Source organism: Luteibacter jiangsuensis (assembly GCF_011742555.1).
GTDB lineage: Bacteria > Pseudomonadota > Gammaproteobacteria > Xanthomonadales > Rhodanobacteraceae > Luteibacter > Luteibacter jiangsuensis.
Map to the genome: position 1 here is coordinate 101062 of NZ_JAAQQR010000007.1, position 20343 is coordinate 121404.

At 66.3% G+C, this 20343-nt stretch carries 21 protein-coding genes; 5 read left to right on the forward strand and 16 right to left on the reverse strand.

Going from position 1 to position 20343, the window contains the following annotated elements; all coding sequences use genetic code 11:
• Nucleotides 1-5: 5 nt before the first annotated feature.
• The 12 genes from HBF26_RS15165 to HBF26_RS15220 form a co-directional block, all read right to left on the reverse strand.
• Nucleotides 6-1079: a cupin-like domain-containing protein gene (locus HBF26_RS15165; protein WP_167128286.1), complete on the reverse strand. Its 1074-nt coding sequence runs from the start codon at nt 1077-1079 to the stop codon at nt 6-8.
• A 22-nt stretch (nt 1080-1101) separates the two neighbouring features.
• A complete protein-coding gene (locus tag HBF26_RS15170) occupies nt 1102-1944 on the reverse strand; it encodes an arginase family protein (RefSeq protein ID WP_167128288.1) in 843 nt (280 codons plus the stop codon).
• A complete protein-coding gene (locus tag HBF26_RS15175; RefSeq protein ID WP_167128290.1) occupies nt 1944-3146 on the reverse strand; it encodes an arginase family protein in 1203 nt (400 codons plus the stop codon). The genes HBF26_RS15170 and HBF26_RS15175 overlap by 1 nt, the downstream gene beginning before the upstream one ends.
• Nucleotide 3147: 1 nt before the next feature.
• On the reverse strand, nt 3148-4446 hold the full coding sequence (locus tag HBF26_RS15180) for a hypothetical protein (protein ID WP_167128292.1): 1299 nt from the start codon (nt 4444-4446) through the stop codon (nt 3148-3150).
• Nucleotides 4447-4560: 114 nt separating this feature from the next.
• Nucleotides 4561-4698, reverse strand: a complete 138-nt coding sequence (locus HBF26_RS15185) for a hypothetical protein (protein WP_167030490.1) — start codon at nt 4696-4698, stop codon at nt 4561-4563.
• An 87-nt stretch (nt 4699-4785) separates the two neighbouring features.
• Nucleotides 4786-4923 (reverse strand): hypothetical protein, encoded by a 138-nt coding sequence (locus HBF26_RS15190; RefSeq protein ID WP_167128294.1) that lies wholly within the window; start codon nt 4921-4923, stop codon nt 4786-4788.
• A gap of 118 nt (nt 4924-5041) precedes the next feature.
• Nucleotides 5042-6340, reverse strand: a complete 1299-nt coding sequence (locus HBF26_RS15195) for a lysophospholipid acyltransferase family protein (protein WP_167128296.1) — start codon at nt 6338-6340, stop codon at nt 5042-5044.
• A complete protein-coding gene (locus HBF26_RS15200) occupies nt 6337-7791 on the reverse strand; it encodes a radical SAM/SPASM domain-containing protein (protein ID WP_205287654.1) in 1455 nt (484 codons plus the stop codon). Before HBF26_RS15200 ends, HBF26_RS15195 begins: the two co-directional genes overlap by 4 nt.
• A 150-nt stretch (nt 7792-7941) precedes the next feature.
• Nucleotides 7942-9192, reverse strand: a complete 1251-nt coding sequence (locus HBF26_RS15205) for an ABC transporter permease (protein WP_167128298.1) — start codon at nt 9190-9192, stop codon at nt 7942-7944.
• Nucleotides 9193-9201: 9 nt separating this feature from the next.
• Nucleotides 9202-10518: an ABC transporter permease gene (locus HBF26_RS15210; RefSeq protein WP_167128299.1), complete on the reverse strand. Its 1317-nt coding sequence runs from the start codon at nt 10516-10518 to the stop codon at nt 9202-9204.
• 479 nt (nt 10519-10997) lie between these two features.
• On the reverse strand, nt 10998-12497 hold the full coding sequence (locus HBF26_RS15215; RefSeq protein ID WP_167128301.1) for a YifB family Mg chelatase-like AAA ATPase: 1500 nt from the start codon (nt 12495-12497) through the stop codon (nt 10998-11000).
• A 171-nt stretch (nt 12498-12668) separates the two neighbouring features.
• Nucleotides 12669-12923 (reverse strand): accessory factor UbiK family protein, encoded by a 255-nt coding sequence (locus HBF26_RS15220; RefSeq protein ID WP_167032269.1) that lies wholly within the window; start codon nt 12921-12923, stop codon nt 12669-12671.
• Between the two features lie 181 nt (nt 12924-13104).
• Between HBF26_RS15220 and glnK the strand changes: the two genes are divergently transcribed.
• Entirely contained in the window at nt 13105-13443 is a 339-nt protein-coding gene (gene glnK, locus HBF26_RS15225) for a P-II family nitrogen regulator (protein WP_166699925.1), read from the forward strand.
• A 24-nt stretch (nt 13444-13467) separates the two neighbouring features.
• On the opposite strand, the gene HBF26_RS15230 is transcribed toward glnK, so the two are convergent.
• A complete protein-coding gene (locus HBF26_RS15230) occupies nt 13468-13995 on the reverse strand; it encodes a CcdC protein domain-containing protein (protein ID WP_167128303.1) in 528 nt (175 codons plus the stop codon).
• 112 nt (nt 13996-14107) lie between these two features.
• The gene (gene gpmA / locus HBF26_RS15235; protein WP_167128305.1) at nt 14108-14845 is read right to left on the reverse strand and encodes a 2,3-diphosphoglycerate-dependent phosphoglycerate mutase; all 738 of its coding nucleotides are present in this window, start codon (nt 14843-14845) and stop codon (nt 14108-14110) included.
• Between the two features lie 276 nt (nt 14846-15121).
• Here gpmA and HBF26_RS15240 point away from each other — a divergent pair, with 276 nt between their 5' ends.
• Nucleotides 15122-15775 (forward strand): DUF4097 family beta strand repeat-containing protein, encoded by a 654-nt coding sequence (locus HBF26_RS15240; protein ID WP_167128307.1) that lies wholly within the window; start codon nt 15122-15124, stop codon nt 15773-15775.
• 6 nt (nt 15776-15781) lie between these two features.
• Here the strand turns inward: HBF26_RS15240 and hemF are convergent, their stop codons facing one another.
• Together hemF and HBF26_RS15250 are read right to left on the reverse strand one after the other, a co-directional pair.
• Nucleotides 15782-16684, reverse strand: coding sequence for an oxygen-dependent coproporphyrinogen oxidase (gene hemF / locus HBF26_RS15245; protein WP_167128309.1), 903 nt, complete (start codon nt 16682-16684; stop codon nt 15782-15784).
• A 78-nt stretch (nt 16685-16762) separates the two neighbouring features.
• Nucleotides 16763-17473, reverse strand: a complete 711-nt coding sequence (locus tag HBF26_RS15250) for a YdcF family protein (protein WP_167128311.1) — start codon at nt 17471-17473, stop codon at nt 16763-16765.
• Nucleotides 17474-17571: 98 nt separating this feature from the next.
• On the opposite strand from HBF26_RS15250, the gene HBF26_RS15255 reads away from it, so the two are divergent.
• Genes HBF26_RS15255 through HBF26_RS15265 form a run of 3 tightly spaced genes read left to right on the forward strand, consistent with a single transcriptional unit; the run spans nt 17572 to nt 20341 of the window.
• A complete protein-coding gene (locus HBF26_RS15255) occupies nt 17572-18774 on the forward strand; it encodes a beta-ketoacyl-[acyl-carrier-protein] synthase family protein (protein WP_193569923.1) in 1203 nt (400 codons plus the stop codon).
• Nucleotides 18771-19571, forward strand: coding sequence for a beta-ketoacyl synthase chain length factor (locus HBF26_RS15260; protein WP_167128313.1), 801 nt, complete (start codon nt 18771-18773; stop codon nt 19569-19571). Before HBF26_RS15255 ends, HBF26_RS15260 begins: the two co-directional genes overlap by 4 nt.
• Entirely contained in the window at nt 19568-20341 is a 774-nt protein-coding gene (locus tag HBF26_RS15265) for a glycosyltransferase family 2 protein (protein ID WP_167128315.1), read from the forward strand. Before HBF26_RS15260 ends, HBF26_RS15265 begins: the two co-directional genes overlap by 4 nt.
• Nucleotides 20342-20343 lie beyond the last annotated feature (2 nt).

Here is a 20343-nt window from a genome sequence, read left to right on the forward strand (position 1 = left end):
GACGTTCAGGCAACCTCGGTCGAACGGTTGCCGACGGCATGCAGCAGGCGCTCCTTCACCTGCCGCGACGTCGGGGAGAGCTCGGCCGCCAGGGCGGCGCGCAGCACGCAGGCCATCAGCTCCCGTCCAAGGTCGCAAACGTCGCCCTCGTCCAGGCGGCTCAGCACCTCGTCGTACTGCACGCGGCTGCGCACAAGGTCCGCATGCTTCCTCGCAAAAAGGCCCAGCTCCGAGCACCAGTCCATCGACGTGGCATAGGCGTTGATGTTCAGGGCATTGACGATGTCGAAGCTGACGGTGATCGAGTCCGATCGCGTCACGACGTGGTGCGCCCAGTCAGGACCCCAAATGAGCAGTTCGCCCGGGGCGAGCGAACCTTTCCACGGTTGCGCTTCTCGCCACGTGGGGAAGTTCTCCTCGTCGGGATGCAACGGATCGAGATACCCCACGGCGGGATTGTAGAAATGGCGCTTGTCTTTGGGCGCGAAGAGGATCGCCTCCTTGTGTCCCTCGATCTGGGCGAGGTACGCGATGACCGCGTTGTTGTCCTGGTGCAGCGGCGTCAGCGCGCCCGCCCGGCTCACATACAGCCAGACATGGTTGCCGGACTGGTAGTAGTACGGAATGTGATCGTTGTAGACAGGAAGGCCACCGGGCACGAGTGGCGAGATGTCGGCCAGCACGGGCTCATTCGCATGCCTGACCAACTGGAGGTTGCCGCAGTACAGCGGCAAGTCCAGTTCCCGCAGGAGTGCCGGATCGCCCTTCGTCCAGCGGCCCTCGAAAAGTGCTTCGAGCCTGTCGGGGTGGCGCACGTAGTCGAGGTAGGTGGCGAAGTCGGTCTGCACCTGGCACATGCGCGAGTGCGTGTTGGTGACGAACTGCGGCGCCCCCGCCGTGACCGGCAGGTGGCCGAACAATTGCGAGAGCGTGTCGAGGTTCCGCCAGCGCCGATAGGCGGGCCATGTCTCCACGAAGCCGGTGACATGGCATGGATGCCGTGCGAGCACATCCGGTGCCTTTTCAACCAGCGCCGCGAACTCGTCGAGGGTAAAGCTCGGGATCTTCCTGGCTTCCATAGGCCCACTCCAGTCTCGGTTCTCAAAGTCCATCCGCAATCGTCCACAGGAGCCTTGCCGCGATGGCACTGGTGATGTCGTCGACATCCAGTCGGGGATTCACTTCCACGACATCGGCACCGACCACCCTTCGCCCGTCGACGATCACCGCGAGGAATTCGCGAACCGTCGACGGCTCCATGCCATCCGGCACCGGCGCGCTGGTGCCGGGCGCGTGGAAGGGATCGATCGCATCGATATCGATCGACACGTACCAGTCCAGGTCATCGGGCATGAGTGCGAGCAGCTCCGCGCTCGTCAGGTGCCGTGCCGCTTCGGAGGTCACCACGGTGGCCTTGTCGCCCAGGTGCCGCTCGTCGCCCGCCGTAAGGCCGCGATACCCGATCTGCAGCACCCGCTTGACACCCGGCAGTGTTTCGATACGGCGCAACACCTGTTTGTGACTATGGCCCTGCCCCTCCGCCCACGGGCTGAAATCGGTGTGCGCATCGAACCAGACGACGCCGATATCGCGCCGCCGCTGGAGCACCGACACCGGCGCGAAGGTAATCGAGTGGTCGCCACCGATGATCAGTGGCCGAAAGCCGCCTTCCACGGCCTTGCACGTTGCCTCGGCGAGCCTCGACAGCACCGTCTCCGGATCCGCCGCACGGCACCCCGGCACGTCACCGGCATCGATGCCTGCTCCCCGCGGCACCGGGAGCAGGCGGGCGGCCCGGCGCACCGACGCAGGGCCACGAGCCGCGCCTCGGGACACGCCATTGCCGTGGTCGGCGGGTACGCCGATGACACAGAAGCCCCCGCCGCAGCCGGCCGTCGAAGCCGAGCCCCAACCGAACAACGTCGGATGCGCTCCCCCGTCCATCAGGCCACCCGCCGCAGGGTCGCCACATGCAGTGCCTGCAATGCGAGGTTGCAGGCGCCGATGGCCGCCACGTGCCCCATCGGCAGCGACGGATCGAGGCCCGAAACCACGACGCCCACGATGCGATGCCGGCCGCCGATGGTGTGGATGGCGTCGCTCACTTCGCGCAACGACATGCCCTTGCCCGAAGGCGGCGTCGAGACGTCGACCACGCTCATGTCGATGGAGAGAAGCACGTGTTCAGCACTCGGCAGTTCCGCGACGAGATCGCCTGGGTCGCCGGCGCGAAGGCGGGTCGCGCCGACTTCGCTGATCCCGGGTGGCAGCGCATACCCCGAAGCCTCCCGCAGTCCTGCGGTGACGACGGAGTGCACGCCGGCAACATGGATCATGGCGCGGGCAACGTCGCGCACGGTGACCGCCTCGCCCTCGCGCTCCGCGGCTGCGCCTTCCGCGGCAAAGTGGACGACGGACAGCGGATGCCGCCCGGCGCAGCACGCGGCGACTGCGTGGCTCACCGACGCGTCGCCCGCAAGGACGAGGGGAACTCCATGAGGCGGCAGGAGCTCGTCCAGTGTTTCGACGACGCGCTCGAACACCACATGCTGCGGTTCGCCGTGGATCCATGGAATATCGTCGGCATCGGCGATGCGCACGCCTTCGAGAATCCGTACACCTGCGCCGGCGTCGAACCAGCCGGCAGGCTGTCGCGTGTCGAAGTCCACCATATACGTGTAGTCCAGCGACTTCTGCCGGATGGCCAGCGGTCCGTCGCGGCCGTTGTCCGAACCGCCCAGGTCATACGGCACGCCAAGCACCACGACGTCCGCAACCGCACCGGATGCCGAGTACGACGGTGCATTGCAGAAGCGGAAGGGAGAGGGCCGCCGCCTCGGCTTCGCGGCCGCTCGTTTCGCCTCGGCATCCCACAGCAGCCCATGTTCCACCAATGCCCGCACGCGCGAAGCCGCGCGGCCCTCGTCCGAACGGCCGAAGACGTCCGAGACAGTGCGCGGCACATCAAACCGGGAGAGCATGCGAAAAGCGGTTATCGACACCTTGGCCCGGGCACCCGTGGCGGTATTTACGACGACCGCGTGCGCGTCGTCGTGCGCCTCCAGCATCAGATGTGGCGCAACGACGTAGCGCCTTTCGGCGACGGATTCGCTTGCCGGTCGCTCGCTGACATCGCACTGCGACATGTCACGCCCCCTCCGCCGCGGTCCGCGCCACCCGACGAAGGCGGCCGAGCATACGACCGAGGGCCTTGCCGATGTTCCAGAAGGTGAAACCGGCGCCGAGGATGACGAGGATGCGCCATCCTGTTTCGGCGACGGCATGAAGTACATTCGACCACGTGGCGTCCGACGCGAGCTTGCTCCACGTCTCGTTGGCGAACTGCGGCAGGTTGGTCAGCACACTGAGGACGACCACCACGAACATCGTCTTCATGACATAAGCGATGAAGAGCGTCCCGAGGATGGTGTAGACCGCCAGCACACGCTTGGCCATCGGCTTCAACGTGCTGCGGCTCGTATGAGTGCGCGGATGGAGTATCCGCTCGATCAGATCCTGCCACCATATCTCCTGCTGCTTCCGCAGGTTCACGATGCCGAATAGATCGCTGACGAGCCAGTAGCCGTCCATGCGAAGGAATGGGTTGAAGGTGTTGGCGATGGATAGGTCGACGAAGATGAAGCCGAACAGGAAGATGGGATTGTTCGTCGCCAGGTAGCCGACCAACAGCGCGAAAAGCGCGAACGATTCGAAATACACGCCGCCGATATCGACTATCGCGCGATGTTTCCTCGGCAGCTTCCATGCATCCGAAACGTTCGTCCACAGGACGGTGTAGATCAGGTACACACCCCATCCGATCGTCATGTTGCGGCAGCCGAAATGGGCGGCGGCGGTGGCGTGGCCGAACTCATGGCAGATGGTGGCAAGGGTGGAGATCAGCATGAGCAGGAGCACGCTGGCGATGCCCAGTTCGCCGAACTCGAAATGCTGCCCTCGGAAGAGGAACCCGTACACGACCACGTGCATGGCCACGAACCCGACGAGGCCGACGATCATCGCCGCGGGCCGGTAGAGAAAGGAAAGGCTTCGGGCCACCGGCTCGACGAGGCTCGACCGTATGATGGGGAGCTTCACGTGCAGGAAGGCCTTGTCGGACTGGCTGCTGGTGGCGCATCGCGGATCCTGGTCCGCGCGGATCACGATGCCCTTGGGCACCAGCGATTCCGTCACCAGGCGGGTCAGCCACGACTTGTCCCGTTCGGGACGGTGCTTGTCGATGAACGACTGGATCGCCGCATCGGTGTCGCGCTGTCCGTCGAATTCGCGCGCGAGCGCCATGTAATCGGCCGGCAGCGCGAAGCGCACTTCGCCGGCCCCGCCCGCCCGGGGTATGAGGCACAGCTTCATGGGTTTCCCGGCATCCGAATCGAAGTCCGAGACTTCCAGGAGCGGGTTGATGACATGCGGGACGTCGTGGGTCATGTCGATGCTTGCCGGTGGAATGGGGCCAGAACAGTCAGGCTGCCTGGCCCCATCGTCATGCTCGGAACCCGCCGCTCTGGTCGAGTGGCGGGAAAGAAGTCACGACCTGCTGGATCAGCCGCCCGTCGGCTGGCTGGTCTTGTTGCAGCGGCCGTTACAGCGATCGGCGAGTTCCAGACGATCTTCGAGCTCGATGATCTCGAATTCGTCGATGAGCAGTTCGCCGTTGTTGCTTTCGATGTTCGTATTCATGACGGATTTCTCCATGAGATGGGTCGTTGGTTTCGGAACACGAAAGCCGCGCCGGCGCCGGCACGCCCTTCGCTAACGCGAGGCCGCTCAGGCGCTCGTGGGCTTGCTCTGGCCGTCGCAACGGCCGTTGCAGCGACCGGCGAGCTCGAGACGATCTTCCAGTTCGATGATCTCGAACTCGTCGATCAACAGCGATTCGTTGGTGTGCTCGGTGCTATTGGTCACGTCGATTTCCTTTTGATGTTCCAATGAAGGCGACGGGCGAACCGGCGCCGCGTGATGTGCGTGGTTTTCCACATCGCCGCCCCGCACATCGCAGGCGGCAATACCGATTCTTTGCGCCTCAGGCGGCCGACAGCGACACGCCGTCGAAGAGCGACAAGCCACGGCGCGACGCCAGCACACAGAGGAATCGCCAGACGCTTGCGCGACGCGCCGTGCCGAGTCCGTCCAGCCAGTCGCGCGTGATGCCGCGGCTTCCGTCCTGAAGCAGGTCGGCGAACTCGCCTTCCTCTTCCGGCAGCCGATAGCACTTCATGGAGTGCACATCGACGAACACGCGCTCCCCACGGCTGGACAGGGGCATCAGGCGCGACAGGTCGAGCGCGGCCCTGCCATGGCCGTCGAGCACGGACGCCAGCCGTGCTTCCGCCACCGACAACGGCTCCTCGTCGATTCCGCGCGGCAGCCTCCATTGATGGAACAGATCGCCGCCACACCACTCTCCCGCCGCATGCAACAGGGTTTCGGCCAGCACCTGGTAAAGATCGCGGACGGTGGCCTCCACGAAGTCGGTCGCTTCCTCACCGGTGAGCGGACGTCCGGGGTCCGCGACGGGGAAGACATGGCAGACTCGTTCCCCATCGACGGTGGTGGCGATGACGGGAATGATGGGAGCGCCGAACCTCGCCGCCATGGCGATCAGGCCGTTCTTCACGCGGGCTTCGGTGCCGAGCATGTTCACGATGGAACGCCGATCGCCGCCACGGGGGCCGTCGAGTCCGGTGTTACCGTCGATCGTGGACAGCACGCAGCCGCCACGCGCCAGGTGCCGCGCCAGCGCAAGCGAGCCTGCCGCCTCTTCCACGCACACGTGCCGGAAGCACTTCCAGAGGGCAGCCTCGGGGCAGTCCAGGCGCGCCGATTCATAGTTGCCGTAGGCATCACGCGCCAGCGGCACCATGATCGGTATGCCGGCATGGGCGAGGTCCGACGGAATGTCGCGCATATAGCCGAGGTGGAACGTCGCGATGATGGCGCCGCGTCCTTGCGCGAGGAGTCCTTTCACGGCATCGACCGGGAGGCCCCGCAGCCGCGGCGGTGGCGGCACCACGTCCAGCCTCGACAGATAGTGGTGGTGGTATTCCCAGCCGAGCCACATCTTGCTGATGGCCGCCTCGCGAGCGAGGCGCAGCACGGCATCAGGCGCCATGTGCCCACCCAGTAGCGCCATGAGGTTCATGCGGTACGAACGAAGCCCGTAGTGGGCAAGGTCGTCGTCGCTCAGGACCAGAAGCCTCGCATGCACCTCCGACGGATCCGCGTCGTCGGAGGAAAGCAGATCGTTCACCTGCCATACCGCCGGCGGCACCTGCGGCATGCCGTCGTCGCCGTCGCCGTCGATGCGCGGCACGGCGGTCACGGCGCGGGCTCCAGTGCCACGGCAGCCGCTTGCCGCTGGGTCGACTCGAAGTAGGCCACCATCTCCTGCTTCGCCGTGCGCCGGATACCCGGACAGGGGCGCTCGCCCGAATCGATGCGGATCTTGGGACAGTGCACGCCCTGACAAGCCGCGAGCATGTGGCAACTCTGGCATCCGGAATCGCGTTCGAAGGCCGGCTCGGTCCACAAGGCCATCTTGTCGACGTCGAGATCGAGCGTGCCGTCGGTCTTCAGCGTACCCACGATGTTGTGGTCGGCCTTGTCGAGGTCGATGGTGCATTTCATGAGATCGCCATGCGCACCGACGATGAAGTTGTACGGCCGCGCCGCGTAACACACTTCCTCGCCGGCACCGAGTCCGGGTTGCCATCCGCCGGTGACGTTGAGCCCCAGCGACCGCGCGAGCGCCGTCACCTTCGTGCGCACGGCCTGCGACTCGTCCACGCCGCACACGGCGAGGTTGGCATCGTTGGCGCCGCCCCACTGGCCCACCGAGTGGAACGCCAGCACGAACCGGTCGTCGTTCGCGAAGCGCTCCTGCAGCATCGGCAGGAAGGCTTCCAGGCCCGGCGAATTCTCCTTGTCGAAGTTCACGCGGATGACGACGGTAAAGCGATCAGGCCGCTCGGCCAGGCGGCAGAGGTTGTGGAAGATCGTATCGAACGTCTTGCCGCCGTCGCGCGCACCACGATGGCGGTCATGGTCCTCGGGCAGCCCGTCGAGGGTGATCTGGAAGTCGTTGATCCTGGCGGCCAGTAACCGGTCGGCCACGTCGTCGGTCAACAGGTAGCCGTTGGTGGTCATGTGGGTGTGGTAACGGAGGCCGGCCTCGTCCGCGATCTGGGTGAAGAACGGGCCCAGGTCGTCGATGGCCTCCATGCCGTAGAGCGGTTCGCCACCGAACCAGGAAACACTGAGTTCCTTCAACGCGCCGAGCCTGCTCCGCACGAGATTCTTGATGCCTTCGCGCACCTCGGGAAGCATCGTTCCCCGGCGGAAGTCCTCGTAACAGTAGGTACAGCGGAAGTTGCAGTCTTCCGAGGCGAGAAGGATCAGTTCGAGGCGATCGGTGCGGTGGTTCTCGGTGCCGAACGCATACTGCACGCGGCGCAGTTCGTCCGTCGCCATCGGTACGAGGAATCCGCGGTCGACGAGGTAACGGCTTATCTTGCGGCCTTCGTCGGCGTCGGTCTTCTGGCTGATCAACGCCCGGACCGCGTCGTGCTGTTCCGGACGAAAGGCGTTCATGGAGCCGCTGTAGGTATTCCACAACAGCAGCCAGCCTTCTTCGGTGGTGGCCTGCACGTTGAAGCGCGAAGGTTTCAGTCGGACGGGCGGCTTCCTGGCCGCGGTGCCAATCGGCTCTTCGACCAGGCGAATGGGAATGCGGTCCAGCGGTGACTTCGAGAGAACGTCGCTATTCGTACCCACAACAACCTCCAATGTCCTATGCACAAGAACGATGGCGCATCGGGGAGCGCCCGGCCGCGGTGCATTCCCGCGGCAGGTGTCCCATCCGGTGGATCCGGCATGGCTATGGAATTCACTGCGCGATGCCCCCCGGCATCGCGTTTTCACCCTTTACATCGAACGTATCGCGCTGGCGGGCTCGACGCGCGCCGCGCGGCGCGCGGGAACGAAGGTCGAAGCCTGGCTCAAGGCAAGCACGCACACGACGCCGAGCAGCACGTCGGTCACGGGCAGGCGATCCATTTCATAGCGCTTGATGAGCGCGAAATTCAGGCCGACCGCAAGCACGATGCCCAGTACGGCGCCGGAGCCCACGATCAGGAGATTCTCGACCTGGAAATAACCGAGGATGTCGCGGCGCCGCGCACCGAGCGCGCGCCGAATGCCGATCTGCCGCTCGCGCTGATCGACCCAGAAGCTGGTGAGCCCGAACACCCCTGCCGCCGTCACGCACAGGAGGATCAGCGACACGCCGCCCATGAGCATGGCCATGCCGATGTCCGCCCGGTAGGCGTCGTGGCGGATGTCCGCGTAGCTCTGGATGCCATCCTCCGCGATCACGCGCTGGCTGTTCGCCTGGTACAGCGCGTCCGGCGCGGCGCGCATCGCGGCGGCCAGGCGGCCGGGCTTCGCCCTCACCGCGTATCGCGAGAACGTGGAATTCAGGCGCGTGGGCACGAGAACGGAGCTATAGGCGAAGCTGGTACTGAACGCGTTGGTACCCGGCGTCTGCAGTCTCTCCACGATGCCGACGATCGAGGCCGGCGCGCCGCCTCCGTCCAGGTAGACGTTCTTGCCGAGGGCGCTGCCATCGGGGAAGAGCCTCCGGGCAATCTCCTGGCTGACGATGATCCGCGACGGCGTGTTCGCATCGCCCAGCGCCTTGTGCTCGACATCCGCGGCCGTGAAAGCACGCCCCGCCACGAGTTTCACGCCGAGCGCGGGCAGGACGTTCTCGTCCGTGAAATAGAAACTGGCCTGAAGGTTCGCCTTGGGCTGTTCGGGAGCAAGGCCGATGCCGCCGTTCCACGCCGCCGAGTTCAGCAGGGGCAGGGAATTGATCGGCGCGACCGATGCGACGTCCGGAAGTGCGCGCAGCACGGCCAGGTCTTCGCGCTGCATCGTGTCGAGGCGCTCGATAGCATCCTTCCCGTCTGCGTCGCCTTCGCTCACCCATTGTTGGGTGACCAGGAAGAGCCCGTCTTCGTCCAGTCCCGTCGCCCGCGCGATGCGTTCGATGCGCCCGCCGATGATGAAGACCGAGTTGCAGACGATCGCCAGGGTCAGGGCGATCTGCAACACGATGAGTGCGACACCGGCCTTGTGTCGACGCAATGCGGAGATCATGGGATGCATGGTCATGTCACCGCCTCACTGCGATTTCAGCTGCCAGGTGGGCTGTACCAGCGTCGCCCGGAAGGTCGGATAGAGCCCGGCGAGCAAGGTGGATATCAACGCAAGCAGCAGAGTGAGCACCAGGAGGGCGAAGTCGACACGCGCAAGCGACGCTATGTCGGCCGGCAGGAGCCAATGAACACACGCGACGCCCAGCCCGGTCAGGGCCAGCCCGAGCAACCCGCCGGCGATACCGATCATGCCCGCCTCAGTGAGGAACTGCGCATAGATCGCGCCGCGCGGAGCACCGATCGCGCGGCGGACGCCGATTTCTCCGCTCCTGCGCAGGAACTTCGCCAATAGCAGGCCCGAGGTGTTCACCAGACAGACGATGAGGAGACCGAGAGCGACCAGCAAGGAAACGCCCGTATCCGCGGGTACCACGTGCTGGGCATCGAGCCATGCGGGGACGTCGCGCAGGCGGTTGTTGGGTGCCCATGTCGTCGCACCGCTGTCTTGAAGTTGACGCGCGTAGCCGTCGAGGTAAGCGCGATAGGAGCGAACGGCGTTCGCATCGTCGAGCTGGACGAGATAGGAAATCCAGACGCACGTGGATTCCTTCAGTCCGGTGATGCCCCCTTCGCTCGGACTCTTGCTGCACCCCGTGTTGCCGGTGCTGGCCATGCCCGCGCCGACCGCCGTTTCGAACGGAAGGAACACGTCTTCGCGGGTGGTGGTGAAGCCACCGGTGTTGACGATGTCGAAGAACCGCGGCTGCGGATCCCAATGGGCCAGCACACCGACGATCCGGTAACTCTTCCCGGCCACCTGCAGCGATTCCCCGACGCTGTTGCGCCCCTGGAAAAGCCGCCGATTGAGCGTGTCGCCGATGACGACGACATTCGCCCGCCGTTCGTCGTCCTGCCTGCTCCAGCCGGAACCGAAAGCGAACGGCACCTCCAGCATCGGAAAGAAATCGCTGCTTACCGCATGCCCGTCCACGTTCACGGGATGGCTTCCGGCCCGCATCGCGAGCACCGCGGGCGAAACCTTGTAGATGGCGGCCTGCATCGAACCGCGTCGATCGTTCAACAACGAGGTGGCGGTGCGATAGTCGAGCGCGGCAGGCGGCTCACCGTCCTTTCCCCGCTCCGACGGGCCCCACACATCCACCTGGGGAACGAAAAGACGTTGCGATTTCCACGGAATGGGGTCGCCGGAGACCGCGCGAAAGACGGAGAACGTCGTCATCGAAGCGGCCACACCGAAACCGATCGCGAGCACCATGAGCGCCGTCAACCCCGGGCTGCGCCGGAAGCTACGTAAAGCAAGTTCAAGGTAATAGGAAAACAAACCCTGCCCCCTTGCCGTCATTGGCAATGCCGCTCACGAGCCGTTGCATCGAAGATGCACGGTACCCCCCGTCGTCACTTCGGACGTCACGCTTGCGAGCCGCACTCGATGGCGATGGGCTATTGCCGCGCTCATCGCGTGCCATCGCGGCCGCTTTGTGTGATGGGGATTGTCTATAAGGGCGAGCACAACAGCGTGTCAATACGAAATTGCCCAGCGTCGTTCATGTCGCAATTTTCTCGACGATGTCTGTGGTGCGCGTCACGATTTCATTTCGGCGCTTCGCGCTTGCAGTCAGCGTGCCGAGCGTCGTTGTGTAAGAGCATCCCGTGTAGGGGAACACCTACAAACGATTAAGTTCTGCCTTACACCGTTTCGGCAATAGCGTAGGAAATCGCGACGTGTCGATGAACGCGCATCCGCATGCAAAGTCATTCGTTACGTCGACCGTTGCCGAAAATGTGCCCGACTTCGGTATCTCAGAAGCGCCGGTAATGCAGCGCCTCCGCAAGATGCGGTTGCTCCACGCACCCTGCGCCACCTTCGAGGTCGGCGATGGTGCGCGCCACGCGCAGGATGCGGTGATAGGCACGCGCCGAGGCGCCGAGTTTGTCGAGCGCTTCCTGTAGCCAGTCGCGCTCCGCCGCAGGAAGTGCGCAGTCGCGTTCGAGGTTCACGACACTGAGTTCCGCGTTCGCCTGGCCCGCACGAAGCAGCGCTTTCTCGCGCGCGGCGATCACGCGTTGGCGGACAGTGGCGCTGTCGTCGTCGTGCGGGCCACGCGCGGCGGAGAGCTCGGCGATAGGCACTCGGGGCACTTGCACGCAAAGATCGATCCGGTCCAGCAGCGGCCCCGAGATGCGCGTGCGATAACGCAGCACCTGGTCCGGCGTGCAACGGCATTCGTGCAGGGGATCGCCCGCGTAGCCGCACGGGCATGGATTCATGGCCGCGACGAGCTGGAACTCCGCGGGAAACGTGGCCTGCCGCGCGGCGCGCGAGATGACGATCTGTCCGGACTCCAGCGGCTCGCGCAGCACTTCCAGTACGTGCCGACTGAATTCCGGAAGCTCGTCGAGGAAGAGCACGCCGTTGTGGGCCAGCGAGATCTCGCCGGGCCGCGGCGGCGATCCGCCGCCAACCAGTGCGACGCCCGACGCCGTGTGGTGCGGCGCGCGGAACGGGCGACGGCGCCAGCAGCGAGGGTCGATGTCTTCGCCGGACAACGAGCGAATGGCGCAGCTTTCCAGCGCCTCGGTTTCCGTCATCGGCGGCAGGATGCCAGGCAGGCGTTCCGCGAGCATGGTCTTGCCCGTGCCCGGCGGGCCTATCAGTAGCAGGTGGTGTCCGCCGGCGGCAGCGATCTCCAGCGCGCGCCGCGCCTGGAACTGGCCGCGAATGTCGTGCATGTCGGGGCCGCACGCGGGCATGGCGTAGAAATCGGCCGCCTCGGGGCCGACAAGCTCCGCCTGCCCGCGCAACCAGGCGCAGACCTCGGCCAGGCTGTCCGCCAGCAGTACGTCGCCCTCGCCGATCAACGCGGCTTCGGCCGCATTGGCGCGCGGCACCACGATGCGGCGGCCGCTGCGCCGTGCACGGATGAGGGCGGGAAGAATGCCGGGCACCGCCCGCAATTCGCCGGAGAGCGCCAGTTCCCCCAGGAATTCGCAGTCATCCAGCCGTTCCCGGGGTACCTGCGACCCGGCGGCGAGGATGCCGAGGGCGATGGCGAGGTCGAATCGCCCGCCATCCTTCGGCAACTCGGCCGGAGCCAGATTCACCGTGACGCGGCGGTTGGGATATTCGAAGGCGGTGTTCTGGATGGCGACGCGGACGCGGTCGCGCGCCTCGCGAACCGCCGCTTCGGGCAGGCCCACGATGGATGTGGAAGGCAGGCCACCGGAAAGGTGTACCTCGACGACCACCTGTGGCGCCGCGACACCTTCCTGAGCGCGCGAGAGGGTGACGGCTAGGCTCATGACGGCCGGTATCGTAACCGGTAACGGAGTTCGATTACCGGGCCGGGATCACGGTCCTTGCTGGATCCGGTCTGCACACGCACTCCTTGCGCTCTCGGGAAAATAACCGCCCCCGACCGCTCTCGGGGTGAGGGTGACGGATCGGGGGCGGTCCCGGGACGTGTGAACGACCTATTGGCCGCGTTGCGCCGCGCTCATTTCGAGGTCGGCAAGGCGCTTTTCCAGGAGTTCGAGCCGTTCGCGCGTACGCGCCAGAACCTGGCTCTGAACATCGAATTCTTCGCGGGTTACGAGATCGAGGCGGCGGAGTCCTTGCGCCAGAATATCTTTGAAGTTGGCGTGCAGATCCTCACGCGCTTGCGCCAATCCTGGCGGAACCAACGATGCCAACCGCTGTGCGAGTTGATCGATACCCTGCACATCCATCTTGCGCACCTCGATGTCGTGAATGAATTCTATGTATTCGTATTGTAGGCGCTATAGGCCGACGCCCACACATCGTGTAGGGTTTTTCCTACAAGCCACCGTATGGAGCCCGCCGCATGGAGACGCCCCGGGACCCGAATGGCACAATGGCGGTCCGCGCCTTGCGCATCGGGAGTGATACATGAAGCTGGTGGTCGCCATCATCAAGCCGTTCAAGCTGGACGACGTCCGCGAAGCCCTTGCCGACGTGGGAGTTCAGGGCGTGACGGTGACGGAAGTGAAAGGCTTCGGCCGGCAGAAGGGCCACACCGAGCTTTACCGGGGCGCCGAGTACGTGGTCGACTTCCTGCCCAAGATAAAGCTGGAAGTAGCCGTGGCCGACGACCAGATCGAGCGGGTGGTCGAGGCCATCCAGCAGGCGGCCCGTACGGGCAAGATCGGCGACGGCAAGATCTTCGTGAGCCCGTTGGAGCAGGTCATCCGTATCCGCACCGGCGAACTGGACAACGACGCCCTCTGAGCGGAGGGCGCCGGTCGGGTCGGATCAGGCAACCTGCAAGGACCGCTTGTAGCGGCGGTGGTGCAGCAGGATCCCTGCGTAATAGACCAGGTAATAGCCGACGGTGAGGCCGACGATCGCCATCGTCAGCGGGCTGTTGCCCGGCCCGGGCCCTTGGGCTACCGCCCCGCCCGCCATGGCCGGCGCCAGCATCAGGAAACGCCAGGCGAGGCGGCCGACCAGCAGCGCGGTCAGCGCACCGCCCATCCAGGCGTTGGGCACGTAGCAGTCCGCCCCGTCGCCACCCAGTTCGAACCGCGTGAGGCGCAGGCCGAGCAGCGCCGCCAGCGCGCCGCCGGCCAGCACGCCACCGAGGGCGCCCTCGGCAAGGCGGATGTCCTGCAGGCCGGACAGCATCATCAGGCCTATGAGGACAGCGAAAATCGCCACGCGGGCCGTCATCCGCCGGGTACGGATGGGCTGCCGGCCGAAGCTGCCGCGTACCCGGCGATACACGGCGAAGGCGATCAACGGGGCGGCGAACACGAAGGAAAGGGCGGAAGGAGCCAGCATGGCGAAACCTCTTGGGGTCGGTCGCTAGGAATGACTCAAGGTTAGCGACACGGCGCGCCTGTTCGAGGGGCGGTTGTGATCCATCGCGGGTGACGCCTGTCACCCGCCCCGTTCACGGCTTGGCCTTGCCCTGATTGGCTACCGCAGCCATCTTGGCCTCGATCTCGGCCTGGTCGCCCAGGTAGTAATGCTTCACCGGACGCAGCTCGGCATCGAACTCGTACACCAGCGGTATGCCGTTGGGGATGTTCAGCTCGGCGATGTCGTCGTCGGAGATGCCGTCGAAGAACTTGACCAGGGCGCGCATCGAATTGCCGTGGGCGGCCATCAGCACGTTGTTCCCCGCACGGATGGCCGGCGCCAGCACCTCGTGCCAGTACGGCAGCACGCGTTCCACGGTGTCCTTCAGGCATTCCGTCAGCGGCACGGCGATGCCTTTGTAGCGGTCGTCGTCCGCGAAGGCCTTCGCGCCCGGTTCGAGAGCCGGCGGCGGCGTGTCGTAGCTGCGGCGCCAGATGTGCACCTGCTCGTTGCCGTATTTCGCGGCAGTCTCGGCCTTGTTGAGGCCGGTCAGCGCGCCGTAGTGCCGCTCGTTGAGACGCCAGTCGGTCACCACCGGAATCCACATCAGGTCCATTTCGTCCTGCACGTGCCAGAGCGTGCGCACGGCGCGCTTCAGGTACGAGGTATGGGCCAGATCGAAGGTGAAGCCGGCGTCCTTCAGGAGGCGCCCGGCTTCGCGGGCCTCGGCCACGCCCTGTTCGCTGAGGTCGACATCGGCCCAGCCGCTGAAGCGATTTTCGAGGTTCCAGGCCGACTGGCCGTGGCGGATCATCACGAGCTTGTACATGGCGGTAGACGCTGGCGAGGGAAAAGGGGATGGTGGGGTGTCCCGCCAGGTAAGGTCAACTTTGCGGCGTGAGTCGGCCGCCGTGGGCGGCCTGTAAGTCGCGGCCTGCGGCCGCTGCGAACCGTAAGGAGGCCCCCTTACGGTTCACAAGCGCCGCCAGGCGCGCTCCCAGCGGCCGCAGGCCGCGACTCACTCAAATGCCCCTGCCGTCAGTCACGCTAAACCCATGCCGCTTTGGGTGCATCCTAGGGACTCAATCCACCGCGGAGTCCCGCAATGCGTCGTACGCTCCTTTCTCTCTTTATCGCCTTCTCCGTCGCCGGCACGGCCGTCGCCCAGGAGGACGTCAGCAAGGTCAACGGCAGCGCCACGGTGGACGCCGGGCAGCGTGCCGGGGACGTGCACACCGTCAACGGCTCCGTGCGCGTCGGCGACCGCGCCGTCGTGCAGAAGGCCAGCACGGTGAACGGTTCGGTCGAGATCGGCGAAGGCGCCACGGCCACCGGCGTCAAGACGGTCAACGGCGCGGTCACCCTGAACGACAAGGCCCGTGTATCCGGCGATGTGGAAAACGTAAACGGCAGGGTGCGCCTCGACGAGGGTGCGGACGTCGGCGGGCACCTCCACAACGTCAACGGCGAAATCCAGCTGGAGCGCGCGCACGTGGGCGGCGGCATCGAAACCACCAACGCCGACGTCACCATCGGCGAGGGCTCGAAGGTCGAGGGCGGCCTGCTCGTCAAGAAACCGGGCTGGGGCCTCTTCGGCAATCACAACGATCGCGTGCCGAAGATCGTGATCGGCCCGCACGCCGTCGTGCAGGGCACGCTCACCTTCGAACGCGACGTGGAGCTCTACGTCAGCGATTCGGCCACGGTCGGCAAGATCGAAGGTGCCACGCCGAAGAAATTCTCCGGCGCGACGCCCTGAACCCGGTCACACCCAATCGCGCGGCTTCAGATACTCCTGGAGCCGCGCTTCCGCGCTGCCCGCTTCCGGCGAATAGCCATACTCGAAACGCACGCGTGGCGGCAGGCTCATCAGGATGGACTCCGTGCGCCCCCCGGACTGCAGGCCGAACAGCGTGCCGCGGTCGTACACCAGATTGAATTCCACGTAGCGGCCACGGCGATACAGCTGGAACTCGCGCTCGCGTTCGCCGTAAGGCATGTGGCGGCGCCGCTCGACGATCGGCAGGTAAGCGTCGAGGAACCCCTCGCCGACGTCGCGCATGAAGTTCATGCAGCGCTCGAAGCCGCCTTCGTTGAGGTCGTCGTAGAACAGGCCGCCCACGCCGCGGGTCTCGCCGCGATGCTTCAGGTAGAAGTACTCGTCGCACCAGTGCTTGTACCGTGCGTACACGTCGTCGCCATAGGGCTGGCAGATATCCCTCGCCACCGTGTGCCAGTGGCGCACGTCGTCGTCGAAGGGATAGAAGGGCGTGAGGTCGAACCCGCCGCCGAACCACCAGACCGGATCGCTGCCTTCCTTCGACGCCTCGAAGTAGCGCACGTTGGCATGGGTGGTTGGGATGTACGGATTGCGTGGATGCAGCACCAGCGACACACCTGTGGCGATGAAACTGCCCCCCACGAGATCCGGACGGTGGGCGGTGGCGCTGGGCGGAAGCGGCGACCCCGTCACGTACGAGAAATTGACTCCGGCCTGCTCGAAGACACCGCCATCGCGCAGCACGCGCGTTCGTCCGCCACCGCCGGCCGGGCGCGTCCACGCGTCTTCCTCGAAGCGTGCCACGCCGTCCGCCGATTCGACAGCCGCGCAGATGCGATCCTGCAAGCCGCGCAGGAACGAAGCGGCGAGTTCGGCTTGCTCGGACATGGCGCATCCTTCGGTAAGAGTTGACGCCCAAGCTTAGCAAGCACAACGAAGGGATGCCCGCGACGAAGCGCTGCGCGCTCAGGAGATGCGCGTGGCCATGCGCCGGTTGCCGGTCAGGGCGGCCCAGCGCATGCCGGTGTCGATCCACATGAGGTAACCCGCCTCCATCAGCAGACGGGTGACGTAACGCCGGCCGAGCGGCAGATGCTCCTCGGCGGCGAGCGGCTCGGCGTCGAAGCCCAGGCGTCGGGCAAGGTAGAGGCAGCGGGCCAGATGGTAGCGGCTGGTCACCAGCCACACGGGCGGAAGCGCGTCGTCGCTGCGCTCCCGCAACAACTCGCGGGCGTGGCGCAGGTTTTCGAGGGAATCGACGGAAGCCTGCTCCAGTTGCAGCGGTACGGTTTCCGGCCACCCTTCGGCCTGCAGCCAGCGGCGCCCGGCCTCGGCCTCGCTGATGGAGCCCCCGCTGTAGCCGCCAAGAACGAGCACGCGATCCGCGAAACCGGCGAAGGCATCGGCGCGTCCCCTGGCGAGCCTCCCGACGAAATCGGCCTCAGGCCGGTCGCTTACGAGGCGGCGGCCGAATATCAGCATGGCGCGCCGGCCGGCGGCACGCGCCGGTGCGCGCGCGGCGAGCCAGCACACGCGCCCCAGGTGCGCGGCATAGACCAGCCCGAGGCTCGCGGCGAACACCACGGCGGTGACGAAGGCCGCGACGAGGATGTCGCGATCGCTCAGGTAACGCCAGACACCACGGCGGAGGATTTTCGGAGCGTGCAGACCGGACATGGAAGCATCCTCGGGGGCGCAAGTATCGCCTGAACGCGTCGTGCGTGGCATTACGTCATTCACGAGACGCTGCGGATCAAACAGGATAGGCTCGCCGCATGCCCCATCTCATGACACCGTTAGCCATCAGCGCGTACACCGCCACCTCCGCCCTCGGCCGGGGCCTCCAAGCCCACGCCGACGCACTCGCCGCCTCGTGCGGCGGACTCGTTCCGAACGATTTCAGTACCGCGCCGCTCGACTGCTGGATCGGGCGCGTTGCCGGCGTGGAAGACGAGCCGCTTCCGCCCGAACTGGCGGAGTGGGATTGCCGCAACAACCGGCTTGCCTGGATCGCCCTGCGCCAGGATGGTTTCGCCGACGCGGTGCGGGCGGCGCGCGAGCGCTACGGATCGGCACGCATCGCGGTGCTGCTGGGCACGTCCACGGCCAGCATCGGCGCCACCGAGGAAGGTTATCGCCGGCTCGACCACGGCAACATGCCCGCGGACCTTCATCGCCCTGTGCTGCATACACCCCATTCGCTCGCGAGCTTCGTCGCGGCAGCCTTCGAACTCGACGGCCCGTGCCTCACGGTAGCCACCGCGTGCTCCTCCAGCGCCAAGGTGTTCGCGAACGCGGAACGCATGATCCGCCTCGGCCTCATCGACGCGGCGATCGTCGGCGGCACCGACAGCCTCTGCGACAGCGTGCTGTTCGGATTCAACTCCCTCGAACTCGTCTCGCCCGAGCCCTGCCGTCCCTTCGACGCCGGGCGCAGCGGCATTTCGATCGGCGAGGCCGCGGGCTTCGCCATCCTCGAACGCATCGAGGCAGCGAAAGACGCCCCGCTGCTCATCGGCTACGGCGAAGCCAGCGACGCCCACCACATGTCCACGCCCCACCCCGAAGGCCTCGGCGCGGAACTCGCGTTGCGCGACGCGCTGGCCCGTGCGGGCATCGAGCCGGGCGACGTCGACTACATCAACCTGCACGGCACCGCCAGCCAGAAGAACGACGAAGTGGAAGCCGCGCTCGTCGCGCGCACTTTCCCCGCGACCACGCGAGCCAGCTCGACCAAGGGTTTCACCGGCCACACCCTGGGCGCGGCCGGCGTGCTGGAGGCTGCCATCACGCTGCTCGCCATGCGCGAACGCCAGGTGCCGGCCAACCTGGGCGCGACGACGCCCGACCCCCTCTGCGGTCCGCAGATGGCCTGGCGTCCGGAGCCCGCGGAGATCCGCATCGCCCTCAGCAACTCCTTCGGCTTCGGCGGCAACAACGCCTGCCTTGCTTTCGCCCGCGCGGAGCAACGCGCATGAGCCCCGCCCTGTCGGTCTGGATCGGCGGCATCGGTCTCTGGGCTCCCGGCGCCAGTGACTGGCATGCGTTCCGCGACATCGCCGCCGCCGGCGCCGCCCCGGGCGAAAGCGCCCGCCCGCTGGCCGAGGTGCTACCGCCGAACGAGCGGCGCCGCGCACCGGAAAGCGTGCTGCTCGCAGCGGCGGTCGCCGGCCAGGCGGTGCGGATGAGCGGCCGGGACGCCGCCACGCTGCCGTGCGTGTTCGCCTCCGCGCACGGCGACCAGGTCATCACCGACTACATGTGCGAAACCCTGGCCACCGCACCGCGCGAACTGTCGCCGACGAAGTTCCACAACTCGGTGCACAACGCGCCCGCGGGTTACTGGACGATCGCCACCGGATGCCACGCGGCGTCCAGCGCCGTATCCGGCGGCGAGGAAGCCTTCGGCGCCGGGCTGCTGGAGGCAGCGACGCTCGCCGTGGCCGACGATCGCGACGTGCTGCTCGCCAGCTACGACATCGCCGGCACCGGACCGCTGGGAAGCATGACGACCACCACCGGCCCGTTCGCCGTCGCGCTCGTTCTCTCGCCGCGCGCGGAAGGTGCCGCCGTTCGCCTCGACATCACCCCGGAGCGGGGCAACAGCGGCAGCGACCCGATGGGCGATGCCTGGCTGGACGGTCTCTCGGCAAGCAATCCCTCCGCCCGGGCCGTGCCGCTGATGCGTGCCCTGGCGCTGATGAAGCCGGCGGCCTTGCGCCTGCCCGCCGCGCGCGGCCTCGACCTGCACATCGACATCGGAGTCGCCGCATGAGCGCCGCCACGCCGCGCTATTGCGTCCTCATTCCCTGCCTCAACGAGGAGCGCGCCATCGGTCGCGTGGTCGGCGAAGCGCTTGCGCTTGGCCTGCCGGTGATCGTGGTGGACGACGGTTCCGACGACCGTACTCCAGACATCGTTGGCGCCATGCCCGTCACCCTGCTCCGCCACGAGACGCGCCGCGGCAAGGGCGAGGCCCTGCGCACGGGCTTCCGGGAGGTGCTCCGCATGGGATACGACGCCGTGGTGACCATGGATGGCGACGGGCAGCATCTCGCCGCCGACATTCCCGCCATCGTCGCCGCCGGCGAACGCTATCCCGGCTCCATCGTGATCGGCGCGCGCCTGCTCGACCGCGAACAGCAGCCGAACGGCCGCCGCCGCGCCAACGCCGTCGCCGACTGGGGCATTTCCTGGGCCTGCGCCCTTCCCATCGCCGATACGCAGAGCGGGCAACGGCTGTATCCGCGGGAAACCCTCGATCTGGCGGATATCCCCGCCGAGCATTTCGTCTTCGAAGCGGCCGTGTTGATCACGGCATGCCGGGAACGCGGCATCGGTGTCGTGTCGGTGCCCATCGCGTCGCGCTACCAGGGGGAGTTCCGGCTCAGCCACTTCAGCCCCGTGCGCGACGTGACGCGGATCACCCTCTATACGATCGGCAGGATCTTCCACTATGGGAACATCCTCGCCAGTTACCGGCGGTCGCGAGCGCGACCCACGATCGTGGAAGACCGCGCGGCGGCGGGCCTGGCCGTAAACTGATC

Bases quoted from the DNA above. Each gene is read 5' to 3' on its own strand.
- HBF26_RS15215 (WP_167128301.1), bottom strand. From the start codon at position 12,497: ATGAGCCTAGCCGTCACCCTCTCGCGCGCTCAGGAAGGTGTCGCGGCG.
- HBF26_RS15230 (WP_167128303.1), bottom strand. From the start codon at position 13,995: ATGCTGGCTCCTTCCGCCCTTTCCTTCGTGTTCGCCGCCCCGTTGATC.
- HBF26_RS15250 (WP_167128311.1), bottom strand. From the start codon at position 17,473: ATGTCCGGTCTGCACGCTCCGAAAATCCTCCGCCGTGGTGTCTGGCGT.
- HBF26_RS15185 (WP_167030490.1), bottom strand. From the start codon at position 4,698: ATGAATACGAACATCGAAAGCAACAACGGCGAACTGCTCATCGACGAA.
- HBF26_RS15170 (WP_167128288.1), bottom strand. From the start codon at position 1,944: ATGGACGGGGGAGCGCATCCGACGTTGTTCGGTTGGGGCTCGGCTTCG.
- HBF26_RS15240 (WP_167128307.1), top strand. From the start codon at position 15,122: ATGCGTCGTACGCTCCTTTCTCTCTTTATCGCCTTCTCCGTCGCCGGC.
- HBF26_RS15165 (WP_167128286.1), bottom strand. From the start codon at position 1,079: ATGGAAGCCAGGAAGATCCCGAGCTTTACCCTCGACGAGTTCGCGGCG.
- HBF26_RS15260 (WP_167128313.1), top strand. From the start codon at position 18,771: ATGAGCCCCGCCCTGTCGGTCTGGATCGGCGGCATCGGTCTCTGGGCT.
- HBF26_RS15255 (WP_193569923.1), top strand. From the start codon at position 17,572: ATGCCCCATCTCATGACACCGTTAGCCATCAGCGCGTACACCGCCACC.
- HBF26_RS15175 (WP_167128290.1), bottom strand. From the start codon at position 3,146: ATGTCGCAGTGCGATGTCAGCGAGCGACCGGCAAGCGAATCCGTCGCC.
- glnK (WP_166699925.1), top strand. From the start codon at position 13,105: ATGAAGCTGGTGGTCGCCATCATCAAGCCGTTCAAGCTGGACGACGTC.
- HBF26_RS15180 (WP_167128292.1), bottom strand. From the start codon at position 4,446: ATGACCCACGACGTCCCGCATGTCATCAACCCGCTCCTGGAAGTCTCG.
- HBF26_RS15220 (WP_167032269.1), bottom strand. From the start codon at position 12,923: ATGGATGTGCAGGGTATCGATCAACTCGCACAGCGGTTGGCATCGTTG.
- HBF26_RS15205 (WP_167128298.1), bottom strand. From the start codon at position 9,192: ATGACCATGCATCCCATGATCTCCGCATTGCGTCGACACAAGGCCGGT.
- HBF26_RS15265 (WP_167128315.1), top strand. From the start codon at position 19,568: ATGAGCGCCGCCACGCCGCGCTATTGCGTCCTCATTCCCTGCCTCAAC.
- gpmA (WP_167128305.1), bottom strand. From the start codon at position 14,845: ATGTACAAGCTCGTGATGATCCGCCACGGCCAGTCGGCCTGGAACCTC.
- hemF (WP_167128309.1), bottom strand. From the start codon at position 16,684: ATGTCCGAGCAAGCCGAACTCGCCGCTTCGTTCCTGCGCGGCTTGCAG.